The organism is Mycobacterium sp. NPDC050853 (assembly GCF_040653875.1).
Lineage (GTDB): Bacteria > Actinomycetota > Actinomycetes > Mycobacteriales > Mycobacteriaceae > Mycobacterium.
Genome location: NZ_JBFAGW010000004.1, coordinates 205,702 through 230,989, shown reverse-complemented (window position 1 = coordinate 230,989; position 25,288 = coordinate 205,702). Strand labels below are relative to the sequence as shown.

Annotated in this window: 30 protein-coding genes; 8 read left to right on the top strand and 22 right to left on the bottom strand. The window is 64.4% G+C overall.

What is annotated here, in order from left to right:
- Nucleotides 1-86 precede the first annotated feature (86 nt).
- The 3 genes from AB0H22_RS15690 to sthA all read right to left on the bottom strand — a co-directional run bounded on the left by AB0H22_RS15690 (nucleotide 87) and on the right by sthA (nucleotide 3,798).
- Nucleotides 87-1,160, bottom strand: coding sequence for an alpha/beta hydrolase (locus AB0H22_RS15690; protein WP_180747916.1), 1,074 nt, complete (start codon nucleotides 1,158-1,160; stop codon nucleotides 87-89).
- Between the two features lie 54 nt (nucleotides 1,161-1,214).
- Nucleotides 1,215-2,240: a PAC2 family protein gene (locus AB0H22_RS15685; RefSeq protein ID WP_180747915.1), complete on the bottom strand. Its 1,026-nt coding sequence runs from the start codon at nucleotides 2,238-2,240 to the stop codon at nucleotides 1,215-1,217.
- Between the two features lie 139 nt (nucleotides 2,241-2,379).
- The gene (gene sthA / locus AB0H22_RS15680; protein WP_180747914.1) at nucleotides 2,380-3,798 is read right to left on the bottom strand and encodes a Si-specific NAD(P)(+) transhydrogenase; all 1,419 of its coding nucleotides are present in this window, start codon (nucleotides 3,796-3,798) and stop codon (nucleotides 2,380-2,382) included.
- 122 nt (nucleotides 3,799-3,920) lie between these two features.
- Here sthA and AB0H22_RS15675 point away from each other — a divergent pair, with 122 nt between their 5' ends.
- Nucleotides 3,921-4,664: a hypothetical protein gene (locus AB0H22_RS15675; RefSeq protein ID WP_180747913.1), complete on the top strand. Its 744-nt coding sequence runs from the start codon at nucleotides 3,921-3,923 to the stop codon at nucleotides 4,662-4,664.
- Between the two features lie 86 nt (nucleotides 4,665-4,750).
- On the opposite strand, the gene AB0H22_RS15670 is transcribed toward AB0H22_RS15675, so the two are convergent.
- Entirely contained in the window at nucleotides 4,751-5,860 is a 1,110-nt protein-coding gene (locus tag AB0H22_RS15670) for an alanine/ornithine racemase family PLP-dependent enzyme (protein WP_180747912.1), read from the bottom strand.
- Complete coding sequence (locus AB0H22_RS15665) at nucleotides 5,857-7,032, bottom strand: DUF1611 domain-containing protein (RefSeq protein ID WP_180747911.1); 1,176 nt, start codon at nucleotides 7,030-7,032, stop codon at nucleotides 5,857-5,859. Before AB0H22_RS15665 ends, AB0H22_RS15670 begins: the two co-directional genes overlap by 4 nt.
- Before the next feature lie 373 nt (nucleotides 7,033-7,405).
- Here AB0H22_RS15665 and AB0H22_RS15660 point away from each other — a divergent pair, with 373 nt between their 5' ends.
- Nucleotides 7,406-8,443: a DUF4192 domain-containing protein gene (locus AB0H22_RS15660; RefSeq protein WP_358147176.1), complete on the top strand. Its 1,038-nt coding sequence runs from the start codon at nucleotides 7,406-7,408 to the stop codon at nucleotides 8,441-8,443.
- Between the two features lie 16 nt (nucleotides 8,444-8,459).
- On the opposite strand, the gene AB0H22_RS15655 is transcribed toward AB0H22_RS15660, so the two are convergent.
- From AB0H22_RS15655 to AB0H22_RS15645, 3 genes are all read right to left on the bottom strand, one after another.
- Complete coding sequence (locus AB0H22_RS15655; protein ID WP_180747909.1) at nucleotides 8,460-9,146, bottom strand: metal-dependent transcriptional regulator; 687 nt, start codon at nucleotides 9,144-9,146, stop codon at nucleotides 8,460-8,462.
- Between the two features lie 134 nt (nucleotides 9,147-9,280).
- Complete coding sequence (locus AB0H22_RS15650; protein WP_180747908.1) at nucleotides 9,281-10,252, bottom strand: sigma-70 family RNA polymerase sigma factor; 972 nt, start codon at nucleotides 10,250-10,252, stop codon at nucleotides 9,281-9,283.
- Nucleotides 10,253-10,399: 147 nt separating this feature from the next.
- Nucleotides 10,400-10,792 carry a DUF3099 domain-containing protein gene (locus AB0H22_RS15645; protein ID WP_358147175.1) on the bottom strand — a complete coding sequence of 131 codons (393 nt, stop codon included), beginning with the start codon at nucleotides 10,790-10,792 and terminating at the stop codon, nucleotides 10,400-10,402.
- A gap of 25 nt (nucleotides 10,793-10,817) precedes the next feature.
- Here AB0H22_RS15645 and AB0H22_RS15640 point away from each other — a divergent pair, with 25 nt between their 5' ends.
- Nucleotides 10,818-11,054, top strand: a complete 237-nt coding sequence (locus AB0H22_RS15640) for a DUF3039 domain-containing protein (RefSeq protein ID WP_180747906.1) — start codon at nucleotides 10,818-10,820, stop codon at nucleotides 11,052-11,054.
- Here the strand turns inward: AB0H22_RS15640 and AB0H22_RS15635 are convergent.
- Both AB0H22_RS15635 and AB0H22_RS15630 read right to left on the bottom strand, forming a co-directional pair.
- Nucleotides 11,051-12,013 carry a YihY/virulence factor BrkB family protein gene (locus AB0H22_RS15635; RefSeq protein WP_180747905.1) on the bottom strand — a complete coding sequence of 321 codons (963 nt, stop codon included), beginning with the start codon at nucleotides 12,011-12,013 and terminating at the stop codon, nucleotides 11,051-11,053. The genes AB0H22_RS15640 and AB0H22_RS15635 overlap by 4 nt on opposite strands.
- A gap of 62 nt (nucleotides 12,014-12,075) precedes the next feature.
- Complete coding sequence (locus tag AB0H22_RS15630) at nucleotides 12,076-12,270, bottom strand: hypothetical protein (protein ID WP_180747904.1); 195 nt, start codon at nucleotides 12,268-12,270, stop codon at nucleotides 12,076-12,078.
- A gap of 162 nt (nucleotides 12,271-12,432) precedes the next feature.
- On the opposite strand from AB0H22_RS15630, the gene AB0H22_RS15625 reads away from it, so the two are divergent.
- The 4 genes from AB0H22_RS15625 (at nucleotide 12,433) to AB0H22_RS15610 (ending at nucleotide 14,432) form a co-directional block, all read left to right on the top strand.
- A complete protein-coding gene (locus AB0H22_RS15625) occupies nucleotides 12,433-12,810 on the top strand; it encodes a DUF952 domain-containing protein (RefSeq protein WP_180747903.1) in 378 nt (125 codons plus the stop codon).
- Nucleotides 12,811-12,872: 62 nt separating this feature from the next.
- Nucleotides 12,873-13,769, top strand: coding sequence for a DUF692 family multinuclear iron-containing protein (locus AB0H22_RS15620; protein ID WP_180747902.1), 897 nt, complete (start codon nucleotides 12,873-12,875; stop codon nucleotides 13,767-13,769).
- Complete coding sequence (locus AB0H22_RS15615; protein WP_180747901.1) at nucleotides 13,762-14,190, top strand: hypothetical protein; 429 nt, start codon at nucleotides 13,762-13,764, stop codon at nucleotides 14,188-14,190. Before AB0H22_RS15620 ends, AB0H22_RS15615 begins: the two co-directional genes overlap by 8 nt.
- Nucleotides 14,187-14,432 (top strand): hypothetical protein, encoded by a 246-nt coding sequence (locus tag AB0H22_RS15610; protein ID WP_180747900.1) that lies wholly within the window; start codon nucleotides 14,187-14,189, stop codon nucleotides 14,430-14,432. The genes AB0H22_RS15615 and AB0H22_RS15610 overlap by 4 nt, the downstream gene beginning before the upstream one ends.
- On the opposite strand, the gene AB0H22_RS15605 is transcribed toward AB0H22_RS15610, so the two are convergent.
- The 3 genes from AB0H22_RS15605 to AB0H22_RS15595 are packed head-to-tail and all read right to left on the bottom strand — an operon-like array spanning nucleotide 14,429 to nucleotide 16,283.
- The gene (locus AB0H22_RS15605; protein ID WP_180747899.1) at nucleotides 14,429-15,121 is read right to left on the bottom strand and encodes a sterol desaturase family protein; all 693 of its coding nucleotides are present in this window, start codon (nucleotides 15,119-15,121) and stop codon (nucleotides 14,429-14,431) included. The two genes, AB0H22_RS15610 and AB0H22_RS15605, sit on opposite strands and share 4 nt — an antisense overlap.
- Nucleotides 15,118-15,846 carry a GntR family transcriptional regulator gene (locus tag AB0H22_RS15600; protein ID WP_358147174.1) on the bottom strand — a complete coding sequence of 243 codons (729 nt, stop codon included), beginning with the start codon at nucleotides 15,844-15,846 and terminating at the stop codon, nucleotides 15,118-15,120. Before AB0H22_RS15600 ends, AB0H22_RS15605 begins: the two co-directional genes overlap by 4 nt.
- A gap of 50 nt (nucleotides 15,847-15,896) precedes the next feature.
- Entirely contained in the window at nucleotides 15,897-16,283 is a 387-nt protein-coding gene (locus AB0H22_RS15595; protein ID WP_358147173.1) for a RidA family protein, read from the bottom strand.
- Nucleotides 16,284-16,338: 55 nt separating this feature from the next.
- Here AB0H22_RS15595 and AB0H22_RS15590 point away from each other — a divergent pair, with 55 nt between their 5' ends.
- Nucleotides 16,339-17,169, top strand: coding sequence for an LLM class F420-dependent oxidoreductase (locus tag AB0H22_RS15590; RefSeq protein ID WP_358147172.1), 831 nt, complete (start codon nucleotides 16,339-16,341; stop codon nucleotides 17,167-17,169).
- On the opposite strand, the gene AB0H22_RS15585 is transcribed toward AB0H22_RS15590, so the two are convergent.
- The 9 genes from AB0H22_RS15585 to ppgK form a co-directional block, all read right to left on the bottom strand.
- Complete coding sequence (locus AB0H22_RS15585; protein ID WP_358147482.1) at nucleotides 17,158-17,814, bottom strand: hypothetical protein; 657 nt, start codon at nucleotides 17,812-17,814, stop codon at nucleotides 17,158-17,160. The two genes, AB0H22_RS15590 and AB0H22_RS15585, sit on opposite strands and share 12 nt — an antisense overlap.
- A 48-nt stretch (nucleotides 17,815-17,862) precedes the next feature.
- Entirely contained in the window at nucleotides 17,863-19,239 is a 1,377-nt protein-coding gene (locus AB0H22_RS15580; protein ID WP_358147171.1) for an FAD-containing oxidoreductase, read from the bottom strand.
- Nucleotides 19,236-19,718, bottom strand: coding sequence for a DUF4126 domain-containing protein (locus AB0H22_RS15575; protein ID WP_180747894.1), 483 nt, complete (start codon nucleotides 19,716-19,718; stop codon nucleotides 19,236-19,238). Before AB0H22_RS15575 ends, AB0H22_RS15580 begins: the two co-directional genes overlap by 4 nt.
- A gap of 64 nt (nucleotides 19,719-19,782) precedes the next feature.
- Nucleotides 19,783-20,337 carry a methylated-DNA--[protein]-cysteine S-methyltransferase gene (locus AB0H22_RS15570; RefSeq protein WP_358147170.1) on the bottom strand — a complete coding sequence of 185 codons (555 nt, stop codon included), beginning with the start codon at nucleotides 20,335-20,337 and terminating at the stop codon, nucleotides 19,783-19,785.
- A gap of 48 nt (nucleotides 20,338-20,385) precedes the next feature.
- Entirely contained in the window at nucleotides 20,386-20,595 is a 210-nt protein-coding gene (locus tag AB0H22_RS15565) for a hypothetical protein (protein WP_180747892.1), read from the bottom strand.
- Between the two features lie 20 nt (nucleotides 20,596-20,615).
- Nucleotides 20,616-21,554, bottom strand: coding sequence for a hypothetical protein (locus AB0H22_RS15560; protein WP_180747891.1), 939 nt, complete (start codon nucleotides 21,552-21,554; stop codon nucleotides 20,616-20,618).
- Nucleotides 21,555-21,687: 133 nt separating this feature from the next.
- Complete coding sequence (locus AB0H22_RS15555) at nucleotides 21,688-22,653, bottom strand: sulfite exporter TauE/SafE family protein (protein ID WP_180747890.1); 966 nt, start codon at nucleotides 22,651-22,653, stop codon at nucleotides 21,688-21,690.
- Nucleotides 22,654-22,852: 199 nt separating this feature from the next.
- On the bottom strand, nucleotides 22,853-24,334 hold the full coding sequence (locus AB0H22_RS15550; RefSeq protein ID WP_255485550.1) for an RNA polymerase sigma factor: 1,482 nt from the start codon (nucleotides 24,332-24,334) through the stop codon (nucleotides 22,853-22,855).
- 52 nt (nucleotides 24,335-24,386) lie between these two features.
- Nucleotides 24,387-25,190: a polyphosphate--glucose phosphotransferase gene (gene ppgK / locus AB0H22_RS15545; RefSeq protein WP_358147169.1), complete on the bottom strand. Its 804-nt coding sequence runs from the start codon at nucleotides 25,188-25,190 to the stop codon at nucleotides 24,387-24,389.
- Nucleotides 25,191-25,288 lie beyond the last annotated feature (98 nt).

The window sequence follows — 25,288 nt, the reverse complement described above, 5'->3', positions numbered from 1 at the left end:
TCTTCGACTCTACGTCTCCCGAGCGCTCCGTACTCGGGTACCCGTGAACTGCGGAAACCTCTAACAGCGCTTGGTCTCTCGTGCGATTAGGTAGCGCTGCGTTCGTCGGTGCCCATGGCGTCGAGTACTGCCATGCGTGTGCGAGCGGCCCCGCTGATCGCATGTTCGGTGACGCCGGTGCGCAACATGCGGCGTAACTCGGCCTCGTCGTACTCGGCGGGTTCGGTGGAAGCGATGAACTGGCGAACGATGCGGATGAACCGCTCAGGGTCGTCATGGAACGGAAAATGTCCCGACCGGTCAAAGATCTCCAGGGTGGAGCCGGGCATCGCGGCGTGTGCGAAATGGCCATGGCTGACGGGAATGACCAAATCGTCGCTACCCCAAATCAGCTGCACGGGAACCGATTCAGTCAAATAACATCGGTCCAGCATGGTCACCACCTGGCCTCGCCAATCCACCACGGCACGCAGTGTTCGGGTGAATGCGGCCGAGGCCCGGGGTTCGGGGAGATCGGAGAGAACCCGCAGCACATCGGGGATATCGCGTGCCATTCCCGCGCGGCCCAGCGTCGCTCGCGCCAAGGCGCCCGTGAGCCGAACGATCGGCATGGCCAGCGGCAGTCTCAACAGCCCGAGCGCATCGCCGACGAAGGGCAATGATGCGCAACGCAATACGATGTTGACGTCCTTGGTGACCCCGCCGGGCGAGACCAGGATGAGCCGCTCGACGAGATGGGGGAACTGGTAGGTGAACTGCATCGCGACGCCGCCACCGAGCGAATGTCCGACTACCGTGACCTTCTCGATGTCCAGTACGGCCAGCAGGTCCCGCATGCCGTTGGCGTACGCCGCCACCGAATAGTCGGCGCGTGGCTTGTCCGACTGGCCGTGCCCCAGGAGGTCCGGAGCGATTACGGTGAAATGCTCGGCGAGCTGCGTGTGGACACTGTCCCAGGTTGCCGAGTTGTCGCCGATCCCGTGGATCAGCAACACCACAGGTCCCGATCCCGCGATCCTGAAGGCGCGACGGTAACCGTGGATTGTGCGGAACGCCAGCCGCGGCCGCAATGCCGCATCGACGGCAGGTTCCGCCTTGTCGCCAGTATCGGCGTGCCCGGCATCCGGCACCGGACGCAATAGGCGCGGTGGTGGATTCATGTGGAGTATTTTCACCCGTCGCCGCAAATTTGGCGCGGTGAGCGCATAACTCGGCTAGAGAATCGGTCCGTCCGCCGTCGGATTGGTCGGGTCTTCACCGAACTTGGCCTGCTCGGCGAGGAACTTCTCGAACTCTCCGGCCAATTCGTCGCCGCTGGGCAGTTCCTCGTCCCGCGCCAGCAGGGAGCGGTTCTCCTGTGCCGACACAAAGGCGTCGTATTGGCGTTCCAGCGCGTGGACCACCTGGGCTACCTCGTCGCTACCGTCCACCTGATCGTTGATCTGGTTGCGCACCTTGGCGGCCGCCTCGGTGAGCTCCTGCAGCGGCAGATCCAGATCGCCGGTCCTGGCCACTTCCTCCAGTAGGCGTTGCGAGGCCTCCGGGTAGTCGGTCTGCGCCAGGTAGTGCGGGACGTGGACGGCGAAGCCGACGACGTCATGGCCGTGCTGAGCGAGTCGGAATTCCAACAGATTGGAGGCGCTGCCCGGCACCGTCACCTCGTCGATCCAGCCGGGATGCTCCTCCAGCGTCTTGCGGTCGTTACCGTGCGCGGTCAGGGTGATGGGGCGAGTGTGCGGAACTGCCATCGGAATCGCGCCCAGCCCAATGGTTTTACGGACGCCGAGCTGCTCGGCCAGCAGCCGGATGGCGTTGACGAACCGTTCCCACTTCAGGTCTGGCTCCAGGCCCGCGAGCAGCAGGAACGGCGTGCCCTTGGTGTCCTTGAGCGCGTACAGATTGAGCTCGGGGGTGGCGTACTCGGTGAAGTGATCGCTCTTGAACGTCATCAGGGGTCGACGCGACCGGTAGTCGAGCAGATCGTCGATGGCGAACGACGCCACCAGCTCACTCTCAAGGGTGCTGCGCAGATGGGTGGCCGCCAGTCGGACAGCGTGGCCGGAGTCGGAGAAGCCCTGCAACGCGTGCACCAGCACCGGGCCGCGGCCGTCGGGGGACGATAGTTGTGGACCGGGAAACTCCAGCTCGTACATGCTGGATGAGCCGCTTGCGCGCAGACCGTCCGAACCCGTCTGATCGGGTCGATACGGTCGCTGCTCTCCGTCGTCAGTGCCTGACATCGCTTTCGCCTCCCTTCGCGTCCTTGTCCTACCAGTGTCCCTTACCGGCAGACAAACGGCGAATGTACCTGCGGGTGTCAACGGCCCAGACGGGATGCTAATTCCGGGAACAGGGAGTATTCGCCGAGCGCGAAATCCCTCAGATCTTGAACTGGTTGAGCGCGCGGATCTTGTTCATCACGTCGAGCGCGGCCACCTTGTATGCCTCGGAGAAGGTTGGGTAGTTGAACACAGCATCGACCAGGTACTCAACAGTGCCGCCGCAACCCATCACCGCCTGGCCGATGTGGACCAGGTCGGTCGCATCGGAGCCGAAGATGTGTACCCCGAGTAGTTTCAGATCCTCGGTGGACACCAACAGTTTGAGCATGCCGTAGGAATCTCCGGCGATCTGCCCGCGCGCCAGTTCGCGGTACCGCGAGATACCCACCTCGTAGGGGACCGAATTCTTGGTGAGTTCAACCTCGGTGGCGCCCACATAGGACACTTCGGGGATCGAGTAGATGCCGATGGGCTGCAGATCGGTCATGCCCTTCGACGGCTCGCCGAACGCGTGGTAGGCCGCCAGGCGGCCCTGGTCCATCGAGGTGGCCGCCAGCGCGGGGAACCCGATCACATCGCCTACCGCGTAGATGTGGTCGACCTTGGTCTGAAAGTTCGCGTCCACCCAGATCCGGCCGCGGTTGTCGGCCTCCAGGCCCGCATGGGCCAGGTCTAGCTGATCGGTCTGGCCTTGTCGCCCTGCCGAATACATCACGGTATCGGCCGGGATCTGCTTACCGCTGGCCAGTGTCGTCAGGGTGCCGGAGTCGTTGACGTCGACGGTGGTCACCTCCTCGCCGAAGCGGAATGTCACCGCCAGGTCCCGTAGGTGAAAGCGAAGGGCCTCAACGACTTCGGGGTCGCAGAAGTCGAGCATCGTGTCGCGTTTCTCCACCACGGTCACCTTGGTGCCCAGGGCGGCGAACATCGACGCGTATTCGATGCCGATGACGCCCGCACCGACCACCACCATCGAACCGGGGATGAAGCGCAAATCCAAAATGCCGTCCGAATCGAGAACGCGCCGCTCGTCGAAGGCCACGCCATCGGGCCGGGCGGGTTTGGTGCCGGTGGCAATCACGACGTAGTCGGCATGGAGTGTCGTGCGCTCGCCGCGAGAGGGTTCCTCCACCACGACGGTGTGTTCGTCGACGAAGTGGCCGATCCCGGTGATCAGGTCGATGCGGTTGCGCAGCAGCTGGGACCGCACCACCTCGACTTCCTTGCGGATGACGTGTTCGGTGCGGGCCAGCAGATCGTCGGGGGTGATGTTGGCCTTGACTCGGTAGCTCGCGCCGTACAGCTCGCGCTGGTTCATCCCGGTCAGATACAGCACGGCCTCGCGCAGCGTCTTGGACGGGATGGTTCCGGTGTTGGTGCAGACGCCGCCGAGCATCTTGTCGCGTTCGACCACTGCCACCGTCTTACCCAGCTTGGCCGCGGCAATGGCGGCCTTCTGGCCACCGGGGCCGGAGCCGATGACGACGAGATCGTAAGTGGGGGTGTCTGCAGCCATGGGAGTACTCATACGCCGGTTCGCCGAATCGCGCATGCCGTCCGCGTCACGACCACGTGAACAGTTGTCCCCACCAATCTCGCGCGCGCCTCCTCAGACCCGGGGTATGCCGATGGCAGCATGTGAGCGTGAAGGCATCGCGGCTGGTAGCGACGATAGTTGTGGCTGGGTGCTGCGCTGCTGTGTGCTTGTCGGCGCCCGCGTGTACGCGGGCGATCGATGGTTCCCCCGTTGAGGGTGCGGGTGGCGCGCCTGGCCCACTGACAACTGCCACCACGACGCTGCGGGCACCGGCGGGCCCGGTGGGACCGCTGCTACTGGCGCCTACGGACTTCCCGCACCAGTATCCAGCCACCACGTTGGACCCCGATGCCGCAGGTTTGGCGCTTCGCGATATCCGGGGTGTGCCCGATGCCGCGACGGTCGCGCCGGCTGCCTGCGCGCCCGCGCCCGTTCCCGCCGTGCCGCATGATGCGGCGGTGGTTGTGGGGACCAACGACTCCGACAGCTCGAGCATCACGGTGGCGGTGTTGCGCGTGCCAGAGCCGCTCGCCACGTACAAAACCCAGGTGGAGCGTTGTACCTCGTTCACCTTCACCGGTACGGATCAGATCCAGAGCACGGTGACGGCATCTCAGGCGGTGGCGCCGCCCATCAATGCCGACGATTCGGTGGCGGTCAACCAGACGGTGTCCCCGGCGGGGGTCGGTAGCGGCAGCCGGACCACGCTGTCATTGATAGCGCAGATCGCCGATATCCGAATCCAGGCCACGTACATGACTTTTCAGGGAACCGAGCCCGACGCGGTGCTCCTGGATCAGGCCTTCACCGCCGCCGTACTCAAGGTGCACGACACCTTCCGCTGACCGGCAGCCGTGAAGGCGGCCGTAGGCACTGAAGGTGGGGAAGGCGGGTCGGCACCGGCATCAGCGGCCGGTACCGAGCGGGCGATCTAAACCTGGATCGGCGTCGGCACCCGGGTCGCCTCGGGTGCGACGGAACGGCCAAGGTGCTCGATCTTGGTGACGAAGGGCGATGTCATCGCCCGCACGAGCGCGCCGTAGCCGACACCGAAGCCGATCTCGTCGCCGACCGCGGCGGGGTGATCGCCGAGGTCGACGATCAGGTGGTCGCTGCTCATCCCGAGGATTGTGATGCCAGCGGGCGGTTGCAGCCCGTCCACGTCCACGTCCTGGCGACCGAGGGCCAGTATTGCTTGGTGCACGGTCTTGCAGCCGGTGCGGGCAGGCGCTTCGCCAAAGGCCGCCTGAGCGCGATCGCCCCAGGGCTGAGCAGGTTTCATGGCGACCTCGATGATCTCGGCGGTCAAGGTGAAGGCGTCCGTGTGAAGGCCGGGGATCGGTGTCCGATACAGCGGGTCGACACCGAGAAGGATGGCTTCGCCGAGTCGGAGCTCGTCGATCCGGCCGACGTCATGGGTGTGCAGAGCCCAGTTCAGGTTCGCCGAGTTGCCGCCAGAGATGACGTCGAGCGTGATCCCGTGCAGTGACTCGATGTCGTTTGCGAGCCCGGTGAGGATGCCCATGTTGCGGTCGTCGGGCACGACACCGTTCTGACAAGCTAGGTTGGCGCCGATCCCGACGAGCCGCAGCGAGGAGTGACCGAGGACGGCCCGCACGGCCTCGGGGGCGTCGTCGAGTGCAATGCCCTCACGCAGGTCACCTAACTCGACCATGAGTAAGACGGCGTGCATCCTCTTCTGCTGGGATGCGGCCTGATCGAGCGCCGCCAGCACGACGGCTTCGGTATTCAGACTGATGTCGGCGACGTCAACGATCCGTGCCACTTGGCTGAGCATGGGTGAGCGGATCAACGTGCGTAGCGGTAATCGGTCGAGCCTGGCCAGCCGAGCGAGGTTCGGCACCCGGGAATCACCGAGGCCACAGACGCCGCCGCGCAGCATCGCCGCGCCGACTCCCGGCGAGCCCAACACGGCCTTGGTGATCCCGGTGACCCGGATGCCCGTCAAGGCGAGCCGGTCAACCAGGATCCGCGTGTTCTGCTCGAGCTTGTCGAGATCGGTCTCGAGCCGAAGCGTCACACGGGGGTGGCGGTGTCGGCCACCACCGCGAGCGCGGGGAAGGCCGCCAGCACCATGTCGACCAGATCCGAGGAGGGGCGCGTCAGGGGGTCGGTTACCGGGAGGCCGAGCCGCGAATGATGCTCGGAGATCGCGGTGCTCAGTTCTTCGTCGGTCATCTCTTCGTGGTTGATCGTGACTCCGATGACGCGGGTGTCGGCGAACGCCTCGATCAGCGCGATCTCGCTGGCCGCAGTCGGCATCGGCACCATCGGGAAGTCGCCGAGCACCTTGCGCTTCGGCGCGTGCTGCACGATCACGCCGGCTGGTTGGCTGCCGCGCAGGATGTGAGCCGACGTGATGTACGCGGGGTGACTGAGCGCGCCTTGGCCCTCGACCACGATCACGTCGGGGTCTTCACCCTCGAACGCGGCGACGACCTGGTGCTCGACCTCGCCCGAGCAGAACTGGGGGACCAGCGCATCCAGCGCGACGCCGTACTTCCCGCCCTGGATCAAGGTGGTCTGACCGGTGCCGACCATGACCGCTTTGATACCGCGCGCGTTGAGCGCCTGGACCAGCAAGGTGGCGGTGGTGCGCTTCCCGATCGCCCCATCCGTACCCAGGATCGCGATCCTGGGGCAGGTGACATCGAAGATCCGGCCGGAGAACAGGTGCAGGTCGCGCTTAGCCTTGGGCCGGCGCACATCGGTGATGGTGACGCTGGCGATCACGGCTGCCGCAGCGAACTCGGCGTCGTCGTTGAGGAACTCGTGTAGGCCGTTGATGATGTGCATCCCGCGGGCAATGCCATCGAGCAGCACGACACGCTGCTCGTTCGACAGCAGGCCGTCGGCAGGCGCCACCCCACAGATCAGGTAGTCGGGTACGTGGCCGGCGTGAGCTATGGACTCGGCAAGTGACGCCAGCACTGGGATGCCGTTGGCGGTGCCGTCGAGGAAGTTCCCGGCATCCACTCCGGCGCGGAGGCTGTCGATGACGCTGAGGATTTCGTACTTCTCCGAGTGCCGGACCAGGCCGTTGGCGGTTTTACCGTCCTGCTCGCCGAACTGGCCCTCGCAGTAGACGATCGCGGTGGAACCGGCAGGCAGCGCGAAGGGATTTGCGGGAAGGATCGACTCGCTGTGTTCGGACGCGTTGAGAGACGAGGTACCGCTGGTGAGCGAAGACATAAGATCCTCTGAGAAGTCTCAGAGAAGGCGACGGGATCGAGGCGGGGCGGTGAGCCCAACGTCCAGCGAGTGGTCTGCCCTGAGGGTCGGCAAGATTACCGACATGTTAATGATACCCGATCTGCGCTGGCTGTCCTGTTTTCGTCGACCCTGAGCCATGCGGTGCGTCCGCACGCCCTGACCGGGAGCAAGACGATATGCGGGCAGCCTGACCATCACCGCCGTACTCAGGGTGCACGACAACTTCTGCTTAACGACGGCTGTTTCGGGCGTCCCGTCCACAATTCCCGCGATATCCACAGATCGTCGGACGCGCCCCATAATGCGAGGTCGTCTTCGGGGCGGTGACGGCCGTCGCTGTGACCCTGCGGTCATGACATCGCTCATTCCCGGGCTCCCCGGTCGCCCCGACTTTCGACTGAACCGGCCCTCCGCCCTGATCGCCGCATTGCCGGCGATGCTGGGATTCGCCCCCGAAGACTCCCTCGTGGTCGTCACGCTCGTCGATGGGCTGGTCGAGGCGATATTGCGCAGGGACCTCTGCGATCTTCATGACCCGGATGGCGAGGCCTTCGCGGCACTGGCCAAGATGGTGGGTTTGGGTCCGACCGATGCGGTAATCGTGGTCGTTATCAGTGCGGATCTTGACGATCTGGAGGCCGGCGACATCATTCGTCGGCTGGCCAAACACATGGAACCTCACGGCATCTCGTTACTCGCGGGCCACACGGTGGACCGGGTCGCCCCGGACGGGTGGTGGCGGTGCTACGACGGGTGCGGTGCCGGCGGGCCCGTCGACGACCCGGGGTGTTCACCACTCACCGCGGCCGCGGTGCTGGCGGGCAGGACCGTGCATCGCCGCCGCGAGGATCTCGTGGCGATGATCGCGCCCACCGACGGTCGCCGCACCGCCGTCCTGGCTGACTCACTACGACGGTCATTCCGGAGGCAGGGTGACGAAGGGGTGCAGGACCGGCGCGCGGTGAATCGCATCATGCGGGCGGCCTGTCGGACGGCAGAAGGCAACCCGCTGACGAACCGCGAGGTCCTTGCCATTGCGCGTTCCCTGACCGTCCTCCGCGTTCGAGACACGGTGTGCGCATTGGCTGTCGGTGTGTTGGCGGTCGATGTGGAGCGGCTGTGGATGGTGCTGAGTCGGCTGCTTCCGGCGCCATGGCGGGCGGAAGTGTTGGTGTTACTGGGCTTCAGTGCCTATGCGCGCGGCGACGGTCCGCTGGCGGGTGTTGTGCTGGATACCGCTCTCGCGCTCGATTCGGGTCACAGGCTGGGGCAGCTGCTGATGTCCGCGCTGCATTCCGGCATGCGTCCCGATGAGATTCGCACCCTGGCCGATACCGGTTTCCGGCTTGCCCACGAAATGGGAATCAGCCTGCCCCCCAGGGAGATCTAGAAATTCGGCGCGCAGGTCAGACCTTCTCGACCATGACGGCATGTGCCATTTCGTGCGGCAGTTCAACGCTTTCATGACCGGGAATGACGATGATGACGCCGTCGGGAGAGGACTCCACGGTGACGCGGGCGTTGGGCACGATACCGGCGTCCTTGAGACGGGACAGCAGCCCGGTATCGGCCTGCACGTGCTCTGCCAGCCTGCGTACCACTACGGCAACCTGCGACCCCGCCTGGATCTCGGTGAGTCGCACCGCGCTGGCATGCTCGGACCGGTCGCCGGTGACACCGAGCTCGGACAGGCCCGGAATGGGGTTACCGAACGGTGAGGTGGTCGGGTTGTTGAGCACCGTAAGCAGGCGTCGCTCGACATCCTCGCTCATGACGTGCTCCCAGCGGCACGCCTCGGCGTGTACGTCCTCCCAGGGCAATCCGATGACATCGACCAGCAGGCACTCGGCCAGCCGGTGCTTACGCATCACCGAGACCGCGAGCGCGCGGCCCTTGTCGGTGAGTTCGAGGTGGCGGTCGCCGGCGACGTTCAGCAGGCCGTCGCGCTCCATCCGCGCCACCGTCTGGCTGACCGTCGGGCCGCTCTGCTCCAGCCTCTCGGCGATGCGGGCACGCAGCGGCACCACGCCCTCTTCCTCGAGGTCGTAGATCGTCCGCAGATACATTTCTGTCGTATCGACAAGATCGTTCACCACTCGCCCCTTACGGTCGTGCTCAGTCTACCGATGTACAACGCAAATCGGGGCGCTGCGCTTCCGATGAGCCGCTTACGCGAAGAGCATCGGGCTAAATAACGCAGCGCCCCGAGGGCAGGGTAGTGGGTGAACTAGCTTGCGTACGAACGCAGGCGCTCGGCGCGGTCGCCGTGGCGCAGTTTGTTCATGACCTCGCGCTCGATCTGGCGCACGCGCTCGCGGGACAGTCCGAACAGCTTGCCGATCTGATCCAGCGTGCGTGCCTGTCCATCATCGAGCCCGTACCGGAGCCGGATGACCTGCTGTTCGCGTTCGTCGAGGGTGGACAGCACGCTGCGCACATCGGAGTGCAGTAGCTCGGCGATGACGGCGTTCTCCGCCGACATGGCCTCTGTGTCCTCGATGAAGTCGCCGAGCGGCGCTTCCTCGTCGGCTCCGACCGGCATGTCCAGGCTCACCGGATCCCGGCTGTGGTCCAGCAGATCCCCGATCTTCTCCACGGGAATGCCGGACTCCTCGGCCAGTTCCTCATCGCTGGCCTCGCGACCGAGCCGCTGGTGCAGTTCGCGTTTGATGCGGGCCAGCTTGTTGACCTGCTCGACGAGGTGAACCGGCAGGCGGATGGTGCGGCTCTGATCGGCCATACCGCGGGTGATGGCCTGACGAATCCACCACGTCGCGTACGTCGAGAACTTGAACCCCTTGGCGTAGTCGAACTTCTCCATCGCCCGGATCAAACCCAGGTTGCCCTCCTGGATGAGGTCGAGCAGCGGCATGCCGCGGCCGGTGTAGCGCTTGGCGAGCGACACGACCAGACGTAGGTTCGCCTCCAGCAGGTGGCTGCGCGCGGCACTGCCCTCGCGCACGATGACTGCCAGGTCGCGTTTACGTGCTTCGCCGAGTCGTTTCTTGGTGTCCAAAAGGTGCCGGGCGTACAGCCCCGCCTCGATCCGTTTGGCCAGCTCGACTTCGTCCTCCGCCGTGAGTAGCGCGGTCTTGCCGATGCCGTTCAAATACACTCGCACGAGGTCGGCGGCTGGACTTTGAGCGTCCAGATCCTCGGACTCGGTGGTGCGGGCCGGACGGGTGGTGGCGTTTGCCATCGCTGCCTCCTAATTGATCCGTAGCTCTCATGTGGTGCAACGCTCGGTCGGCCCAGAAAGTTCCTGAGGTTCCCAAACAGCGGTGTCACTGACCTGCGGATTCATCGTCGACAGCTGAGAATGTCCTGAGAATTGACATAGCTGTACCTAAGACGAGCCGGCGGAGTCCTCCGGCGGGGTGTGCGGTTGCGGCGGGGAAGCGGGATCAATCGCTCTGCGCTCTGCGGTGGGGAACAGCGGGTGGTGCTGCGTCTGGGGCCCGTAACGGCGCGGCTCCTCGGACTTCCGGGGAGGCCGGTCGTTGGCGATCAGCACGGCCATCCATGGCAGTGGGATCGATGCCGCCAGGATGGCCAGCGAGATCCACCCGTTGTGCCATGCGCTGTAGGCCCATGCGGCGCCGATCAGGGCCGGAATCCGGAACGCCATGAGCGACAAATAGCGGCGTACTCGGGCGCGATGTTGGTCCTCGACCGAGACCGCGGCCGCAGTGATGAGTACTGGTCGGCCGTCGTCATCGAACGACAGCTCTTTTCTCATGCCTCCACTGTTGCACAATGAACACATGGACACGCAGACGATCGAGCGTCCGGACACCACCGTCGACGAAAGCACTGATAGCGATACGCCCAAGGTCTTCCATTACGTCAAGAAAGACAAGATCGTGGAGAGCGCGGTCATGGGGAACTTCGTCGTGGCCCTCTGCGGTGAGGTTTTCCCTGTCACCCGGTCGGCTAAGCCCGGCTCCCCGGTGTGCCCCGACTGCAAGCGCATCTACGAAATGATGAAGCGGGAGGACTAGCAGCCCTCAGGGGAGTCCTTTGGCGTCACCTCTGCTGGGCTGTTCTGGCCATTTTGGGGGCTCAGCCACTCGCGCAGCTGCCGCGCGTGGGTCGCCCCGGCCGGCCAGCGCTCCTCGATGGCGGCGTTGAGCTCCGCACCCAGCACGATCGCGAATCCGAGCATGAAAGCGAATAGCAGGAACGCGATCGGAGTGGCCAATGCGCCGTAGGTGTAGCCCGTCCGGGTGATCCAGTTCAGGTAAAACCGCAGCCCCAGGCTGGCGATCACAAAGAATGTGACCGCCAGCAGCGCGCCGATCAAAAGGCGGTGCGAAGGAAGCGGTTTGGGTAGGGATACCCGGTATAGCAGCGCCACCAGGGCCACCAGCGCGATGCCCAGGAGAGGGGCGTAGCCGTACCGCAGCAGCCCGTTCCATGAGTCGGGCACGATCTCGGCGATCCGCTTCGGTCCCAGTGCGATGACCGGCAAGGTCACTACCGCCATCGCCAGCGCGGCGACGTACAGCCCCAGCGCAAAGAACCGCTGACGAACGGGGTGGCGCAGGGGTGTCTGGTCGTGCGCCTCGACGACGGAGTCCACGAAGCTCGATATCGCCGACGATCCGGCCCACAGCGAGATGACGAACCCGATCGACACCACCTCACCGCGCCCATCACGCATGATGTCGGTGACCGTCGGCTCGATGATCTCCGCGACCACGCTCTTGCTGAACACGCTGTTGGCCACCCGCAGCAGTCGCTCTTGGATCTCGGGCAGCGTGTCCGGACCGAACAGCGGTCCGACGAACGTCAAGCTGCCGAGGATGCCGAGCAGCAGTGGCGGTAGCGATAACACCTGCCAGAAAGCAGCCTGGGCCGACTGCGCGAAAATCGAGTCGTCCCAACTCTTTACGGCGGTGCGGCGCATAACGTGGAGGACGTCCCGACCTATCGAGACATGGCGCGGCTTCTCACTCATGGCCACACCAGCATTCCTGATGGGGCGGTCAGAGGTGACTACCGGGGGTGAAACCGCGGTGACTAATCCTCGACAGCGCTGCTGATGTACAGAACCGCCGACATGGCGGTCAGCCTGTCGGAGTGCTCATTTGCATGATGCCGGCAAAAAAGCAGCTCGGCTCCGGAGGGGAGCGTGGCGCGAACCCGGGCAGCCGCTCCGCAACGATCGCAGCGGTCAGCCTTCGTGAGTTCTGGACTGGTCAGAGTTGCGTTCATGGCTCCTCCGTAATCTCTCCTCCGCTTTGCGGTCCGGTGAACCGCTCGGCGCCTATGTATGTACTTTGTCAGACGTTTGGGGGGTTTCGGTTGTTCCCCATGTGTCTCCGGTGTGTCGCGGCTCACGTCCGTTGTGTTACTGGGCTGAGGCAGGCTGGTGTGATGTATTCGACGTCGCCGAGCGAACCCGAACTCGTTCACATGTGTTCGGTCGAGGAGTGGGCACTGGCGCGCGAACGGGGAGAGCATCGGCCCACGTCACTGGCTGAAACCGGATTTATTCACCTTTCCGCGCCATACCAGGTTCACCTTCCGGCCAACCGCTTGTATCGCGGAAGGTGTGATCTGGTCGTATTGTCTGTCGCCCTGAATCTGCTCGACTCTCCGGTACGTTGGGAACCGGGTGTGCCCAGCGACCCTGAATCGATGTTGTTTCCTCACCTGTACGGCCCACTGCCGATCGCCGCAGTTACTTCTGTGGCTACATTCCGGCCGGGATCGGACGGCTTTTTCAAGCCGCTGGCACCTAGCACTTCCTAAGCTACCAACGTGGTAGCTAGACTGACCTAGTTCGTTGGTCTTTAGATAAGGGGGTAACCGCGGTGGCCTCTTCAAATCACCCGCTTACGACCGTGCTGGCCGATGAGCCCGCGGTCGGTGCCTCGTGGCGTCCCGAGCTTGCTGGAATGTTTAACCAGGGTGCCGTCACGGATGACGCCCTCAACCTCGCTTTCACCGAGATCGTCGCCGAGAACTTTCGCCCCGGACAGCTACCCGTCGAACTGATGCGCCTTCGTGAGGCCGGCACCGTTGTCGTGCCACATGGTGTGTCATTGGGTCTTGCCGGGGCCGACCTGCCGGATCCCAAGCGCGTGAAGCACCTGGCCGCTCTCGCCGCCGAGCTGAAAGCTCCTCTGGTCAGCGAGCACGTGGCCTTTGTGCGGGCAGGCTTTGAGAGCGACCGGCGCAGCGGTGCGCTGGAGGCGGGCCACCTGGTGGCTCCGCCGCGCACCACATTGGCCCTAAATGTGCTGGTGGACAACGTGTCCCGGGTCCAAGACGACCTCGGCGTGCCGCTGGCGCTCGAGAATGTGGCCACCACGCTGCAGTGGCCCGAGAACGAGCTCAGCGAGCCCGATTATCTGCGCGAACTGTCCCGGCGCACCGGCTGCTGGCTGGTGCTCGATGTTGCCAACCTCTACGCGACTGCGGTGGCCTCGGGTACCGATCCCGTCGCTATGCTGCGCCGATTCCCCATCGAGCGTGTCGCGTACGTGCACATCGCGGGCGGCCGATTTGAGGGCGACCTGTACTGGGATACCCATGCCGACACCATCATCGATCCGGTTGCCGATTTGCTCACCGAGCTCGTGGTGCTCACTTCGGGACGCAGCTTGGGCGTACTGATCGAGCGCGACGGGTCGATCGACGAAGCGAGCGTCAGCGCGGACCTTTCCGTGGTCCGGCAGGCGATCAAGGCTGGTGTCGTTCATGCTTGACAACCGAGAGATGCTGCGGCGCCGTCAATTCTCGGTGCTGTCGGATTTGCTCGCCGGGAATGCCCCGTCGGGATTCGATGAGTACACGGCGTTGACCGCGGGTGCGCAGCTGCGTATTAAGCGTCGCTTCGACACCGCCAAGGCGCTGCCCTGGCTCGCTGAACTGCCCAACTGGGAACACGAATTCGAGCAGTACGCGCGGTTGCACGCGATGCAGTGCTGTGTGCTGTGTGATGCCAAGGAATTCCGCCAGTACACCTACGAGTTGCCGCATCTGCGCAACTGGATGATGGACCGCGAGGTCGCCGAGGGTCTTCGTCGTATTGCCCTGGTGCGCCGCGGTGGCCGTCGGGAACTTCAGATCGCGTTTGGAAAGAAGTTGCGCTACTTCGCATTACGGCCGGAGCGGGTCGACGCGTGATCGTCGCGATCATCGTCATTGCGACGGTGATTCTCCTGCTGATCATCGCGGGGGCCGTTGTCGTGTCGTCCAATTCCGGAAGCCGGCCGCGCAGCGGGGACGGTTCCTCAGGTAACGGGTACACCGGTTACTCGGGTAGCGGCTGCGGTGGTGGCAACAGCGACTCCGGCAGCGGTCACAGCGGCTGCGGTAGCGGATCAAGCGGTTGCGGCGGCGGCAGCAGCTGTGGCGGCGGAAGCTAGCCGATTATGCTGGGCGCGTGCAGATTCCGCACCGTTGGTGATGACTGGACTTGCTGCGGATCGGGGTAGGTTCCCAGTAGGCGGTCGGCCGTTCCCGAGCTGGTGACGGTGAACCAGTAGTTTTCGTTCTTGAAATGGTGGTACCGGTGGTTTCGCCATACCGCGCGATAGATCGCGTGACGCGGTTTGTAGTCGGTGTGGACGAGGTAGTGGATCCACTCGTAGAACACCAGGAACAGTGCCACAGTGAGCGCGAATGTGAGTCCAAGTCCAGTGCGCGGGAACGCAAATAGTGCGATTGCGGTCAATCCGGCGATCACCACGACCAGGCTGGGCCATGGGATGAACACCAGGGGGATGTCCCGGGGATCCTGGTGATGAAGACGGTGGTCACGGGCAAGCCGGGAATCGACGGTCACCGGTCCGACTGAACGCGGACGCCAGTGCAGGATGCCGACGTGGATCAGCCACTCGGCGACAGGCGAGATGGCCACGAGCAGGATGGGTGTGATGGCATCGATGATTGTCCAGCCGCCCACAGTGATTCGCGCGCCAAGCAACGCCGCGGACCACGCCACCAGCATCCATGGGGTGGGGTGTTTGGCGAACTCGACAAAGGCATCGCGCAGGGTCATGCCCTTGCGAATCGCGGTGTTCGACCTTCTCGGAGTAGGTGATTCAGAAGTCATTTCTGGTTCTCCATCTCGAGTAGGAGATTGTCAAAGGCTTTGGTGCCCAGGGCGAGCATCGCCGCGGCGGCCTCCTGTGCGGCATCGGGATCTTCGTCGGCGATCGCATCGGCGAGCGCTCGGTAGTGGCCGATATCGCCGACCTCGGCGGCCATGATGTTCACGAGCACATCCAGCGCCCTCACATACGAGTCGCGCATGGTGTTGAACACCAGCCGGAAGGCAATCGAATCTGCGGTGTCGATAACCAGCTCCCAGAACGCGAGCGCCTGCCACATTCGTTGCAGTGGATCACTTTCCGATTCCAGATCGGTGGTCATGGCACGCAGGCGATCGGCGACGCCGGGATTTTGGCGAGATCGTTGCGCGGCCAGTCGCGCCACTTGGGGGCCGATGATGGCCCTGGCCTCGATGACGCTGGCAAGCGTGCGGCGGTCCACATCGCCGCCATAGGCGAGCAATAGTGGCAGCACGTCGAAACCGGCCTCGCTGCGGTAATCCCGGATCACCGTCGACCCGCCCTGGCGGATGTGAATCAGGCCCGAGCGCTCCAGGCGGCCCAATGCTTCGCGGACCGCGGTGCGGGACACCCCGAGGGCCTCGGCAAGGGCTCGTTCACTGGGCAGGGTGTCGCCGGGGGTGCGGTCACCGGTGAGAACCTGCGCCGCGAGCTGACTGAATATCTCGTCGGGTATCGACTGACGGGCGATCGGCTGCAGTGCCATGTCGTCACGGTAGCACCGCGATTGGTAGGAGGTCTAGTGGTCCGACCAGTTTAATTCATGATGGCGTCGACCTCAATCTCCACCAGCAGCGCCGGATCGATAAGTGCTGATACCTCGACCATCGTGGCGGCCGGGCGGATATCGCCAAAAAACTCGCCGTGCGCCAAACCGACCTCGCGCCACCGCCCGATATCTGTGACGAAGATGCGGGTCCGTATGACATCGCCCAGTGACGCGCCTGCCTGGCCGAGCGCTGATTCGATACGACGGAGCGCTTCGCGGGTCTGTTCGGCGACGTCGTCGCCACCGACCGGGGATTCTCCCTGCCGCGCCGCAGTGGTGCCGGCCACGGCGATATGACTGCCGACGCGTACCGCGCGTGAATATCCGACCGTCCCTTCCCCCTCGCCGTCCGAGGAAATCGTCATGCGGTCCATGGCCGCAGCGTAAGTGGCGGGAATACCGGCGGCCATCGAATAATTGGACTTCCATGTGACGAGACCCATTCGTATCGGTATCCAGCTTCGGCCCGCCCAGGCGCAGAGCTACAAGCAATGGCGAGACGCGGTGCTCCGCGCCGAGGACAAGGGAGTGGACGTCGTCTTCGGATACGACCACTTCCATTGGCCCGCCGGCACCATCGGTAGTGACGGAGTGGTGCTCGATCCGGTACAGCCCGATGTCAACAACTTCGAGGGCTGGACGGCACTGGGGTCGTGGGCCGAGATCACCTCGCGGGTGGAGATCGGACTGCTGGTCACCGGCGTGGGTTATCGCAATCCTGACCTGCTTGCCGATATGGCTCGCACCGTCGATCACATCAGCGACGGGCGGGTGATTCTCGGCGTCGGTGCCGGCTGGTACGAAAAGGACTACACCACATACGGATACGAGTTCGGTACGACGGGTTCGCGATTCGATCTGTTCGAGGACAGCCTGGTTCGGATTGAGAACCGGTTGGATCAGCTGTTGCCGCCGCCGGTGCGTCCGATCCCGATCCTCATCGGCGGTGGGGGAGAGAAGCGCACCATTCCGCTGGTGGCCCGACATGCCCATATCTGGCATGTCTTCGCCGATATCGACACCTATCGCCGCAAGAACGAAATCCTGATCGCCCAGGCCGAGCGAATCGGCCGCGACCACAACGAGATCGAACGGTCGACCAGTTGGGGGCTGGATCCTGATCGGGGTTTGACCCCCGCGGAAGCCGACGCCTACGCGGACGCCGGAGCAACGCTGTTCACGGTGGGGATCAATCCAGACCCGGACTATGACTTGTCGGTGCTGGACGCGCCCTTGGCCTGGCGTGATTCACGCTCCTAGCGGCCGAATCACGTAAAACTCGCCGATCTCCAGTGCGGTGGCTACATCGGCCGTCACCACGGTGGGCGCGGCAGGTGGTGGGATCCGATTTTCCGGGCGCCACGTGGCGTCGGAGGGCACCAGGATGAAAAGGCCGTCGTGATCGCCCACCGGACCGAAGCCGGGGCTCGGCTCCCCGAAAGGCGGCAGTCCGAGCTTGTCGTGCATGAGCCTCTGAGTCTCAAGCACATCGGATACCCCGAAACCGACCTCGCTGAGATGGCGGATGTCGTCGACGCCGAAGGGGTGGTCGATGCGGTTGTCGAGCGTGTTGCGTTCGATGAGCTCGAGGACGGCATTGTCAGGACCGGTGAAGTAGATGCTGCGGGCCTGCCAATTGGGCGCGCAGTCGAATTCGTCATGCCATTGACCATCGGTCTGCAGCGTGACGCGCTGCGACAGCCACTCCTTGGCCGCAGCCAGGCTGCCCGCGGGAATGGTGAAGGCGATGTGATGCGCACCGTGATACGCGTGGCCCGGCAGCATCGTGAGCGTGCTGTCCCCGATATGAACCGACGCCCGGTCTCCGTCGAGTTCTACCGGCAATTCCAGGGTTTCGGAGTAGAAGTGAGCAGCTCCGGGCACGTCGGTAGCGGTGATCTGCACATCGTGAATCTTCACGCCAGGACGCTATAACCTCAAGCGCCCTTGAGGTCAAACGAGTGGCTGAAGCTCACCCAAGACGGTTGGCAAGAACTCCGCCACAGTGGGATGAATGTGTACGGTGCGCTGAAGTTGTCGCGCGGGCACGCCGTACTGCATGGTGTCGAGCAGGCAGTGCACCACTTCATCGCCGCCCACCCCGAGGATGGTCGCGCCGAGGATGAGATCGGTATCGGCATCAACCAAAACCTGCATGTAGCCGTCGGTTTCGCCCTTCTCGATGGCGCGGCCCACCTGACTCATGGGCTTGCGGCCGACGAGCACGGTGCGACCTGAGGCGCGCGCCTGCGTCTCCGTCATACCGACCCGACCCAGCGGAGGATCGGTATACAGGGCATAGCAGGGCAGCCGGTCGCTGACCCGTCGAGGATCGTTATCGAGCATGTTCGCGGCGACGATCTCGAAATCGTTGTACGAGGTATGGGTGAATGCCCCGCGCCCATTGCAGTCTCCCAGCGCCCAGATGCCTGGAACGTTGGTGCGCAGCTGATCGTCAACCGTGACGTACCCGCGATCGTCGGTGGCGACCCCGGCATTCTCCAGGCCCAAGTCGTCGGTGTTGGGTCGGCGGCCCACCGCGACGAGCACGTGAGACCCGGCCACCTCGGGTGCGCCCCGGGTGCAGTCGACGCCGACGGCGACCCCGTCGTCTCGCCGGGACAGGCTGATACAGGAGGCGTTGAGGCGGAAGGCTATTCCCTCGCGCTCCAGCACCTCCTGGATGATCGCCGAGGCGTCGGGATCCTCGCGTTCGACGAGCCGTGGTCCGCGGTGCACGACGGTGACCTTGCTACCGAACCGTCGGTAGATCTGCGCGAATTCCAGCCCGACATAGCTGCCGCCGATGACGATGAGATGCGCTGGGATCCCGTCGTATTCGATGAGTGAGCTATTGGTGAACAGCGGAATGTCGCCGACACCCGGCCAGTCCGGAACCACTGCCCGGCCGCCGACGTTCAGGAAAACCCTTTCGGCAGAGATGATCTCGTCGCCCACGGCGAGTTCGGTGGGGGAGATAAAGCGGGCATGCTCGTGGTAGATCGTGCAGCCAAGGTCTTTAAGCCATGTCTCACCACCATTGCGCGAGGGCAGGATCACCGAATCTTTGCGCTCCCTCACCCGGGCCATGTCCATGCTCACCGAGCCGGCGACAACGACACCCCAGCGCGCGGCGTCGCGGGCGGTGTGTGCGGTATGTGCGCTGGCCACCAGCGCCTTGGTGGGGCGGCAGCCGGTGTTGACACAGGTACCGCCGAACAGATGTCGCTCGACGATCGCCACCGTCATCCCCGCGCCACGTAACCGGGCCGCCAGAGAGGGGCCGGCCTGTCCGGCGCCGACGACGATGGCGTCGAAGTGGGTGCTCATCCGGCGAGCGTGAAGGTGATGGCAAGTGCCGCAGCGACCGTTATCGCATCCTCGGTCAGTGCCGCGGGCAGATCCTTACCGAAGGCGTCGGCCAGCTTGCCGCGGGCCCACGCCCCGCCGAGCGTGCCGATCACCGCGCCTGCGGCGCCGAGCAGCAGCCCGATTATGAGTCCGGGGGAGGTGCCGTCGGCCAGGGTGCCGAACACGGCCCCGTAGAAGCCGCCGAGTACCACGCGCGCCGCGAAAGCAGGCGGTGCCTTGCGGCTCGGAGTCTTGGGCAGTTTGTCATTGACGATCTCGGCGACGGCCAGCACCGTGGCGACGATGGCCACGATCAGGCTTGCCAAGAACGATGCCCAGGTGCCCTCTACTAGAAGGCATTTGGCGAATGCGGCCCAGCTCAACACGGCGAGGGGAGTCATCGCACGCAGGCCGGCGACGATTCCGATGAGAAGGGCAGCTAGGTACAAACCGGTCATGAGTTCTCCCGATGCGTAGGCCTGTGATCTTGCTAGAGCGTAGACCCGCAGTACGGCTTTCGCGTCAGAACAGCGTGGGGTCGTCGAAACCGGGAGCGTGCTCGAGTCTGAGCAGTTCACGCTTGGTCACGACACCGCCGTAGGCGGAGAAGCCGTGCAGGCTGTGATCAGCTGCCAGCACCCGGTGACACGGGACGAGTAGCGGAATCGGATTGCGGCCCAACGACTGTCCCACGGCCTGCGCGGCGCCCGGTGCCCCGACGGCGGCCGCCACCTCACCGTAGCTGCGGACCCGGCCGGGTCCGATTGCTCTGGTTACGGCGTACACATCGCGATCGAACTCGGTGATCGCGTCGAGATCCAACCGGACCCACTGCAGATCGTCGTCCTCGCCCGCGAGGACCCGTCGGATGCCGTCTATCGCCTCGGACACCAACGGAGGCGGGTCGAGTTCGCCGGCGCCCCGTCGGATGCGCGCACGGGTCGTGGCGTCATCGCCCTCGGGCAGCTGCAATGCGACGATGCCCTCGGCGCTCCACGCGACGGCGCAATTGCCGATGGCGGTGTCGAACAGGCAGTAACCGACTACTGGCATAGCGCCCAGTATTGACGCACCCACCGACAACCAATGGCTATGGGTGGGTGCGTCCCGGCGTCATCGTGGCCATCACTCGAGTGCACGTCTCAGTTCTTCGATTGCGGCCGCTTTCTCCTCGGCAGTGAGATCTGGATCGCTCTTCACGATCTCGATCTTGTGCTCGATAAACGCGCGGTCATCCGACCCCTCCCGGTGCCGGCGGCTGAGTTCTTCGAACTGCTGCCGCCGGTCGGCGATGGGGCCGGTACCGGGAGGGGGAGGTGATCCGTCATCACTCATGAACGGCTGCTCCTGCTCGGTCAACTCTTGACCACGAATGAGTAGTTCGGGTCCAGGAACAGTGGTGAGAATCCATGTCCGTCATTGCGTATGGTCGAGTCGGCCGCGCGCAACAGCGCCCATTGTCCCCAGTTGCCGGCCGCGTCGCGGCCGACCAGCATCGTGTTGAGGAATCCGAGCCAGCGGGTGTTCGTGTAGCTGTTCTGGAATGTCTCGACGATCGGTCCCCAGCTGCCGACCCAGCCGGATGTCTGTTCGGCGGTAGAGGACTGATAGTCGAAGCGGTACACGAGATCCCAACGGTTGGCCGCCCGGTTGTGCAGCAGCACCTCGTTGCGCCACCGGTTTGGTGCGATTTCAAACGACTGATTCCACACGAGCAGCGTCTGCAGACCCCAGCCGTGCGATGAGGTACTACGCAGATACGACGTCAGATTCGCGAACGGGATGTCGGTCTGCCAATGATCCGAGCGTGCCCAGTCGAATACCTTGAATCGGGCGATGTCCTGAGCGTGGTACGAGACGAACGCCTCGACACCTTTTTGTGCTCGGTTGGTGGCGGTCAGGTACAGGTAGTCGCTCACGTTCCCGCCGGGCTGGTGCGGGCAGACGATCTCGTAATAGAACGAGGTACCGCGCGCGAAGCGTGTGCGAAAGCTGTTCGTGTAGAACATGCCGTAGCCGACACCGCCGGGTGGCGGGGTTATCGCCGCGGCGAGTTCGGCGCTGTCGGCCACTCCCGCGGCTTCGGCCAGCGTTGCCTCGGCCTCCTGGCGGGTAGCCGCCGAGAGCTTCGGATGTGATTGCAGTACAGCCAGTTTCGATGCAAGGAACGCACGCTCTGCGTAGGGGTCCCTGACGGTTTCGGCGGTCAGCTTGCGAAACTTACTTCGGCGGTCGGCCACCTCGCCGTCGAAGGGCGGCGGCGCGGTCACTTCCGTGTCGAGTGTTGCGGTCATGGTGGGTCCTCATCTTCCAGCCCTGGTGACGGTCACCGGGGTGGCACCATGCTGCTGGAACGGGGATCCACTCGACATGCGTATCGGGCTACTCCATTCGCGCTTTGATCGCCGCGGGTCTTGTTATTGGCTGCTACTTCGGTGCGGCAGCGACATCGTCGTCGGGCGTGTCTGCCAGCGCCCCTACGGGTTCCACGCCCTCTGCAATCTCGCTGAGGTCTCCCGCGGCTTCGGCGGCCGTGAGCTTGGCCTTGCGCCACGTGTACGCGACCAGTGCCACCCAGGCGATGACAATCACCAGGTAAATAGGCGTACGCACCGAGTCAGGAGTGTCGAAGTACCGCAGCAGTGTGCGGGTGTTGGTCAGCACCAAGATTCCGCCTACTGCGGTACCGAGCACCACCGAGTTGACGCGCGAGACGAGCCAGGCGGCGATCGGCGCGGCGATCACGCCGCCCAAGGCCAGCCCGGCGATCACGATCAAGTTGTTGAAGAACTCCGAGCCGAGTCCGAACAGGAAGCCGATACTCGCCGAGACGGCGACGATGAACTCCGACGCACTCACTGAGCCGATCACTGTGCGGGGTGCAGCCGTTCCACGAGTGAGCAACGTACTTGTCGTCACGGGCCCCCAACCGCCGCCACCGGAGGCGTCGATGAATCCACCGAACAGGCCTAACGGGGCCAGGAACTTCGCCGAGAATGGCGTCGATGGCGCGTAGTTCCCGCGGGGCGGGTTGGTGCTGAAGCGGTACACCAGGTAGACGCCGATGGCGAGCAAGATTCCCGCCGTGATCGGGGCCGCGGCTTCGGTGGACAGTCGCGACAACACGGTGGCACCCAAGAATGCGCCGATGCCGCCGGGTATGCCCAGCCGCAGCAGGACACGTTTGTCGACGTTCCCGAACCGCCAATGCGAGACACCCGACGCCAGTGTGGTGGCGACCTCCGCGAAATGCACCGCGGCGCTCGCGTGGGCGGCACCGACACCGGTGAGCACCAGCAGGGTCGTGGCCGTGACGCCGAACGCCATGCCAAGCGTTCCGTCGACGATCTGGGCACCGAGACCCACGAGGGTGAAGATGAGAAGTTTGATCACAGAGGGTTCGCTCCTGGCGGGACTTGCGCGGTTAGCGGAAGTCCCGACATTAGCCGTGAACGTGTTCTGGGCAGCGAGTTGTGGTTGACGTGATCCAAACTCGGACCGACGGCTGCCCGCGCCGACCGCCGACACTCCGGTTTAGGAAGCGTTACGCGAGTAGCGCGCGCAGAACAGGGCGTGTCGGCGCGAAGGGGGATTAGTCGAGGTAGTCGCGCAGCACCTGTGAGCGACTGGGGTGGCGCAGCTTCGACATGGTCTTGGACTCGATCTGCCGGATGCGTTCACGGGTCACCCCGTACACCTGACCGATCTCGTCGAGCGTGCGCGGCTGGCCGTCGGTCAGACCGAACCGCAGACGCACGACGCCGGCCTCACGCTCGGACAGCGTTTCCAGCACCGACTGCAGTTGATCCTGCAACAGCGTGAAGCTCACCGCGTCCACCGCGACAACGGCCTCACTGTCTTCGATGAAGTCGCCGAGTTGGCTATCGCCTTCGTCACCGATGGTCTGGTCCAGCGAGATGGGTTCACGCGCGTACTGCTGGATCTCCAGCACCTTCTCCGGCGTGATGTCCATTTCCTTGGCCAGCTCTTCGGGCGTGGGCTCGCGGCCCAGGTCCTGGAGCAGCTCGCGCTGAATGCGGCCGAGCTTGTTGATGACCTCGACCATGTGCACCGGGATACGGATGGTGCGGGCCTGGTCGGCCATCGCGCGGGTGATGGCCTGACGGATCCACCAGGTGGCGTACGTCGAGAACTTGTAACCCTTTGTGTAGTCGAACTTCTCGACTGCGCGGATCAGGCCCAGGTTGCCTTCCTGGATGAGGTCCAGGAACGCCATGCCGCGGCCCGTGTAGCGCTTGGCCAGCGACACCACCAGACGCAGGTTGGCCTCCAGCAGGTGGTTCTTGGCGCGGTCACCGTCACGGCAGATCCACGACATATCGCGGCGCTGTGCGGCCGGAAGCTTCTCGCCCTTTTCGGTCAGCTCGGTGACGATCTGGGTTGCGTACAGACCGGCCTCGATCCGCTTGGCCAGCTCAACTTCCTCTTCGGCGTTGAGCAGGGCCACCTTGCCGATCTGCTTGAGGTACGCGCGCACCGAGTCTGCCGACGCGGTGAGCTCGGCGTCTTTGCGGGCCTGCCGCAGCGCCTCGGATTCCTCTTCGTCCCAGACGAAATCCCCTGAAGCCTTGTCTTTATCGGAGGGCTCGTCGCTTTCGGCTTCTGCCTCGGGCTCGGCGACAACCTCGACGAGGTCGACCTCGATCTCGGCGTCATCACCGAGCTCGGCTTCGAGATCTTCGCCGGGCTCGACCTCGGTGTCCTCGGCGCTGCCCTGCGGTTCGAGAGCGGGATCGGTGCCCTTGGCGGCGGCCTTCTTGGCGGGTGCCTTCTTGGCCGCGGCTTTCTTGGCGGGTGCCTTGGCCGGGGCGGCCTTCTTGGCGGCGGCCTTCGCGGGCGCCTTCTTGGCCGGTGCCTTCGCGGGGACTGCCTTGGTGGCGGTGGTCTTCGAAGGTGTTGCGGCGGTGGCCTGCTTTACCGGAGCTGCTTTCGTGGCTGCCACGTACGCCCTTTCCTGGCTACTTCTTCGACGCGCATGGGCATGCAAAATCGAGAAAATTGGCTGTCTGCTTGATGTTCGTCGCTGCCTCGGAGCACCTGCGTGGCCCTGCATGCGGCTGTCTGACTGCCATTGTAACGATAAGAGTGGGGAACCTGTGAAAAAGCTAAGGTGAAACGCCAGCGTGTGCGGCCATCGCGGCACCCACGATCCCCGCGCTGTTCTGCAGTGCAGCAGCCACCACCGTGGTGCGGTTCGTTAGCAGCGGCACCCATTTTTCGGCCTTGCGACTGATGCCTCCGCCTACGATGAACAGGTCGGGCCAGACCGCGTTCTCCACCGCCACCAAGACCTTGGTGACCTCGGGTGCCCACTGCTTGTAGCTCCATTCGTTCTTTTCCTTGATCGACGACGCTGCGCGGTGTTCGGCCTCCATGCCGTCGACCTCGATGTGTCCGAACTCGGTGTTGGGCAACAAAATCCCGTTATGCAGGACGGCGGATCCGATTCCGGTTCCGAAGGTCAAGAGGACGATCACGCCCGACTGGTCCTTGCCCGCGCCATACCGGTCCTCGGCCAGTCCGGCGGCGTCGGCGTCGTTGAGCACGGTGACGGTCTGGCCGTGCAATTCGGCGCTGACGATGTCGTGGACGTTGACGCCTAGCCACGATTTGTCGACGTTCGCCGCAGTGCGTGCCTCGCCGTGCACGATCACGCCCGGGTATGTCACGCCGACGGGCCCCGTCCACGAGAAATCGCGGACGACTGTGGCGATGGTCTCCGCGACGGCCTCGGGCGTGGCGGGCTGTGGAGTCGGATATTTGACCCGTTCGCCGATCAGCTCGCCGGTCGTCAGATCCACGATCGCGCCCTTGATACCGCTTCCGCCGACGTCGATGCCGAACCCTCGCTGCTCGGCGTCACCTGCTCCCGTTGCGGGTGCGGAGGGTCCGGATTCGGTGGTGGTCATCGGCGCTCCTTGGTCCTGGATATACGTGGCTGGCGAACACAGCCGGAACACACTGAATGCGAGTGACACCTTAATGCCCTCCGGGACGATGCGCGTGA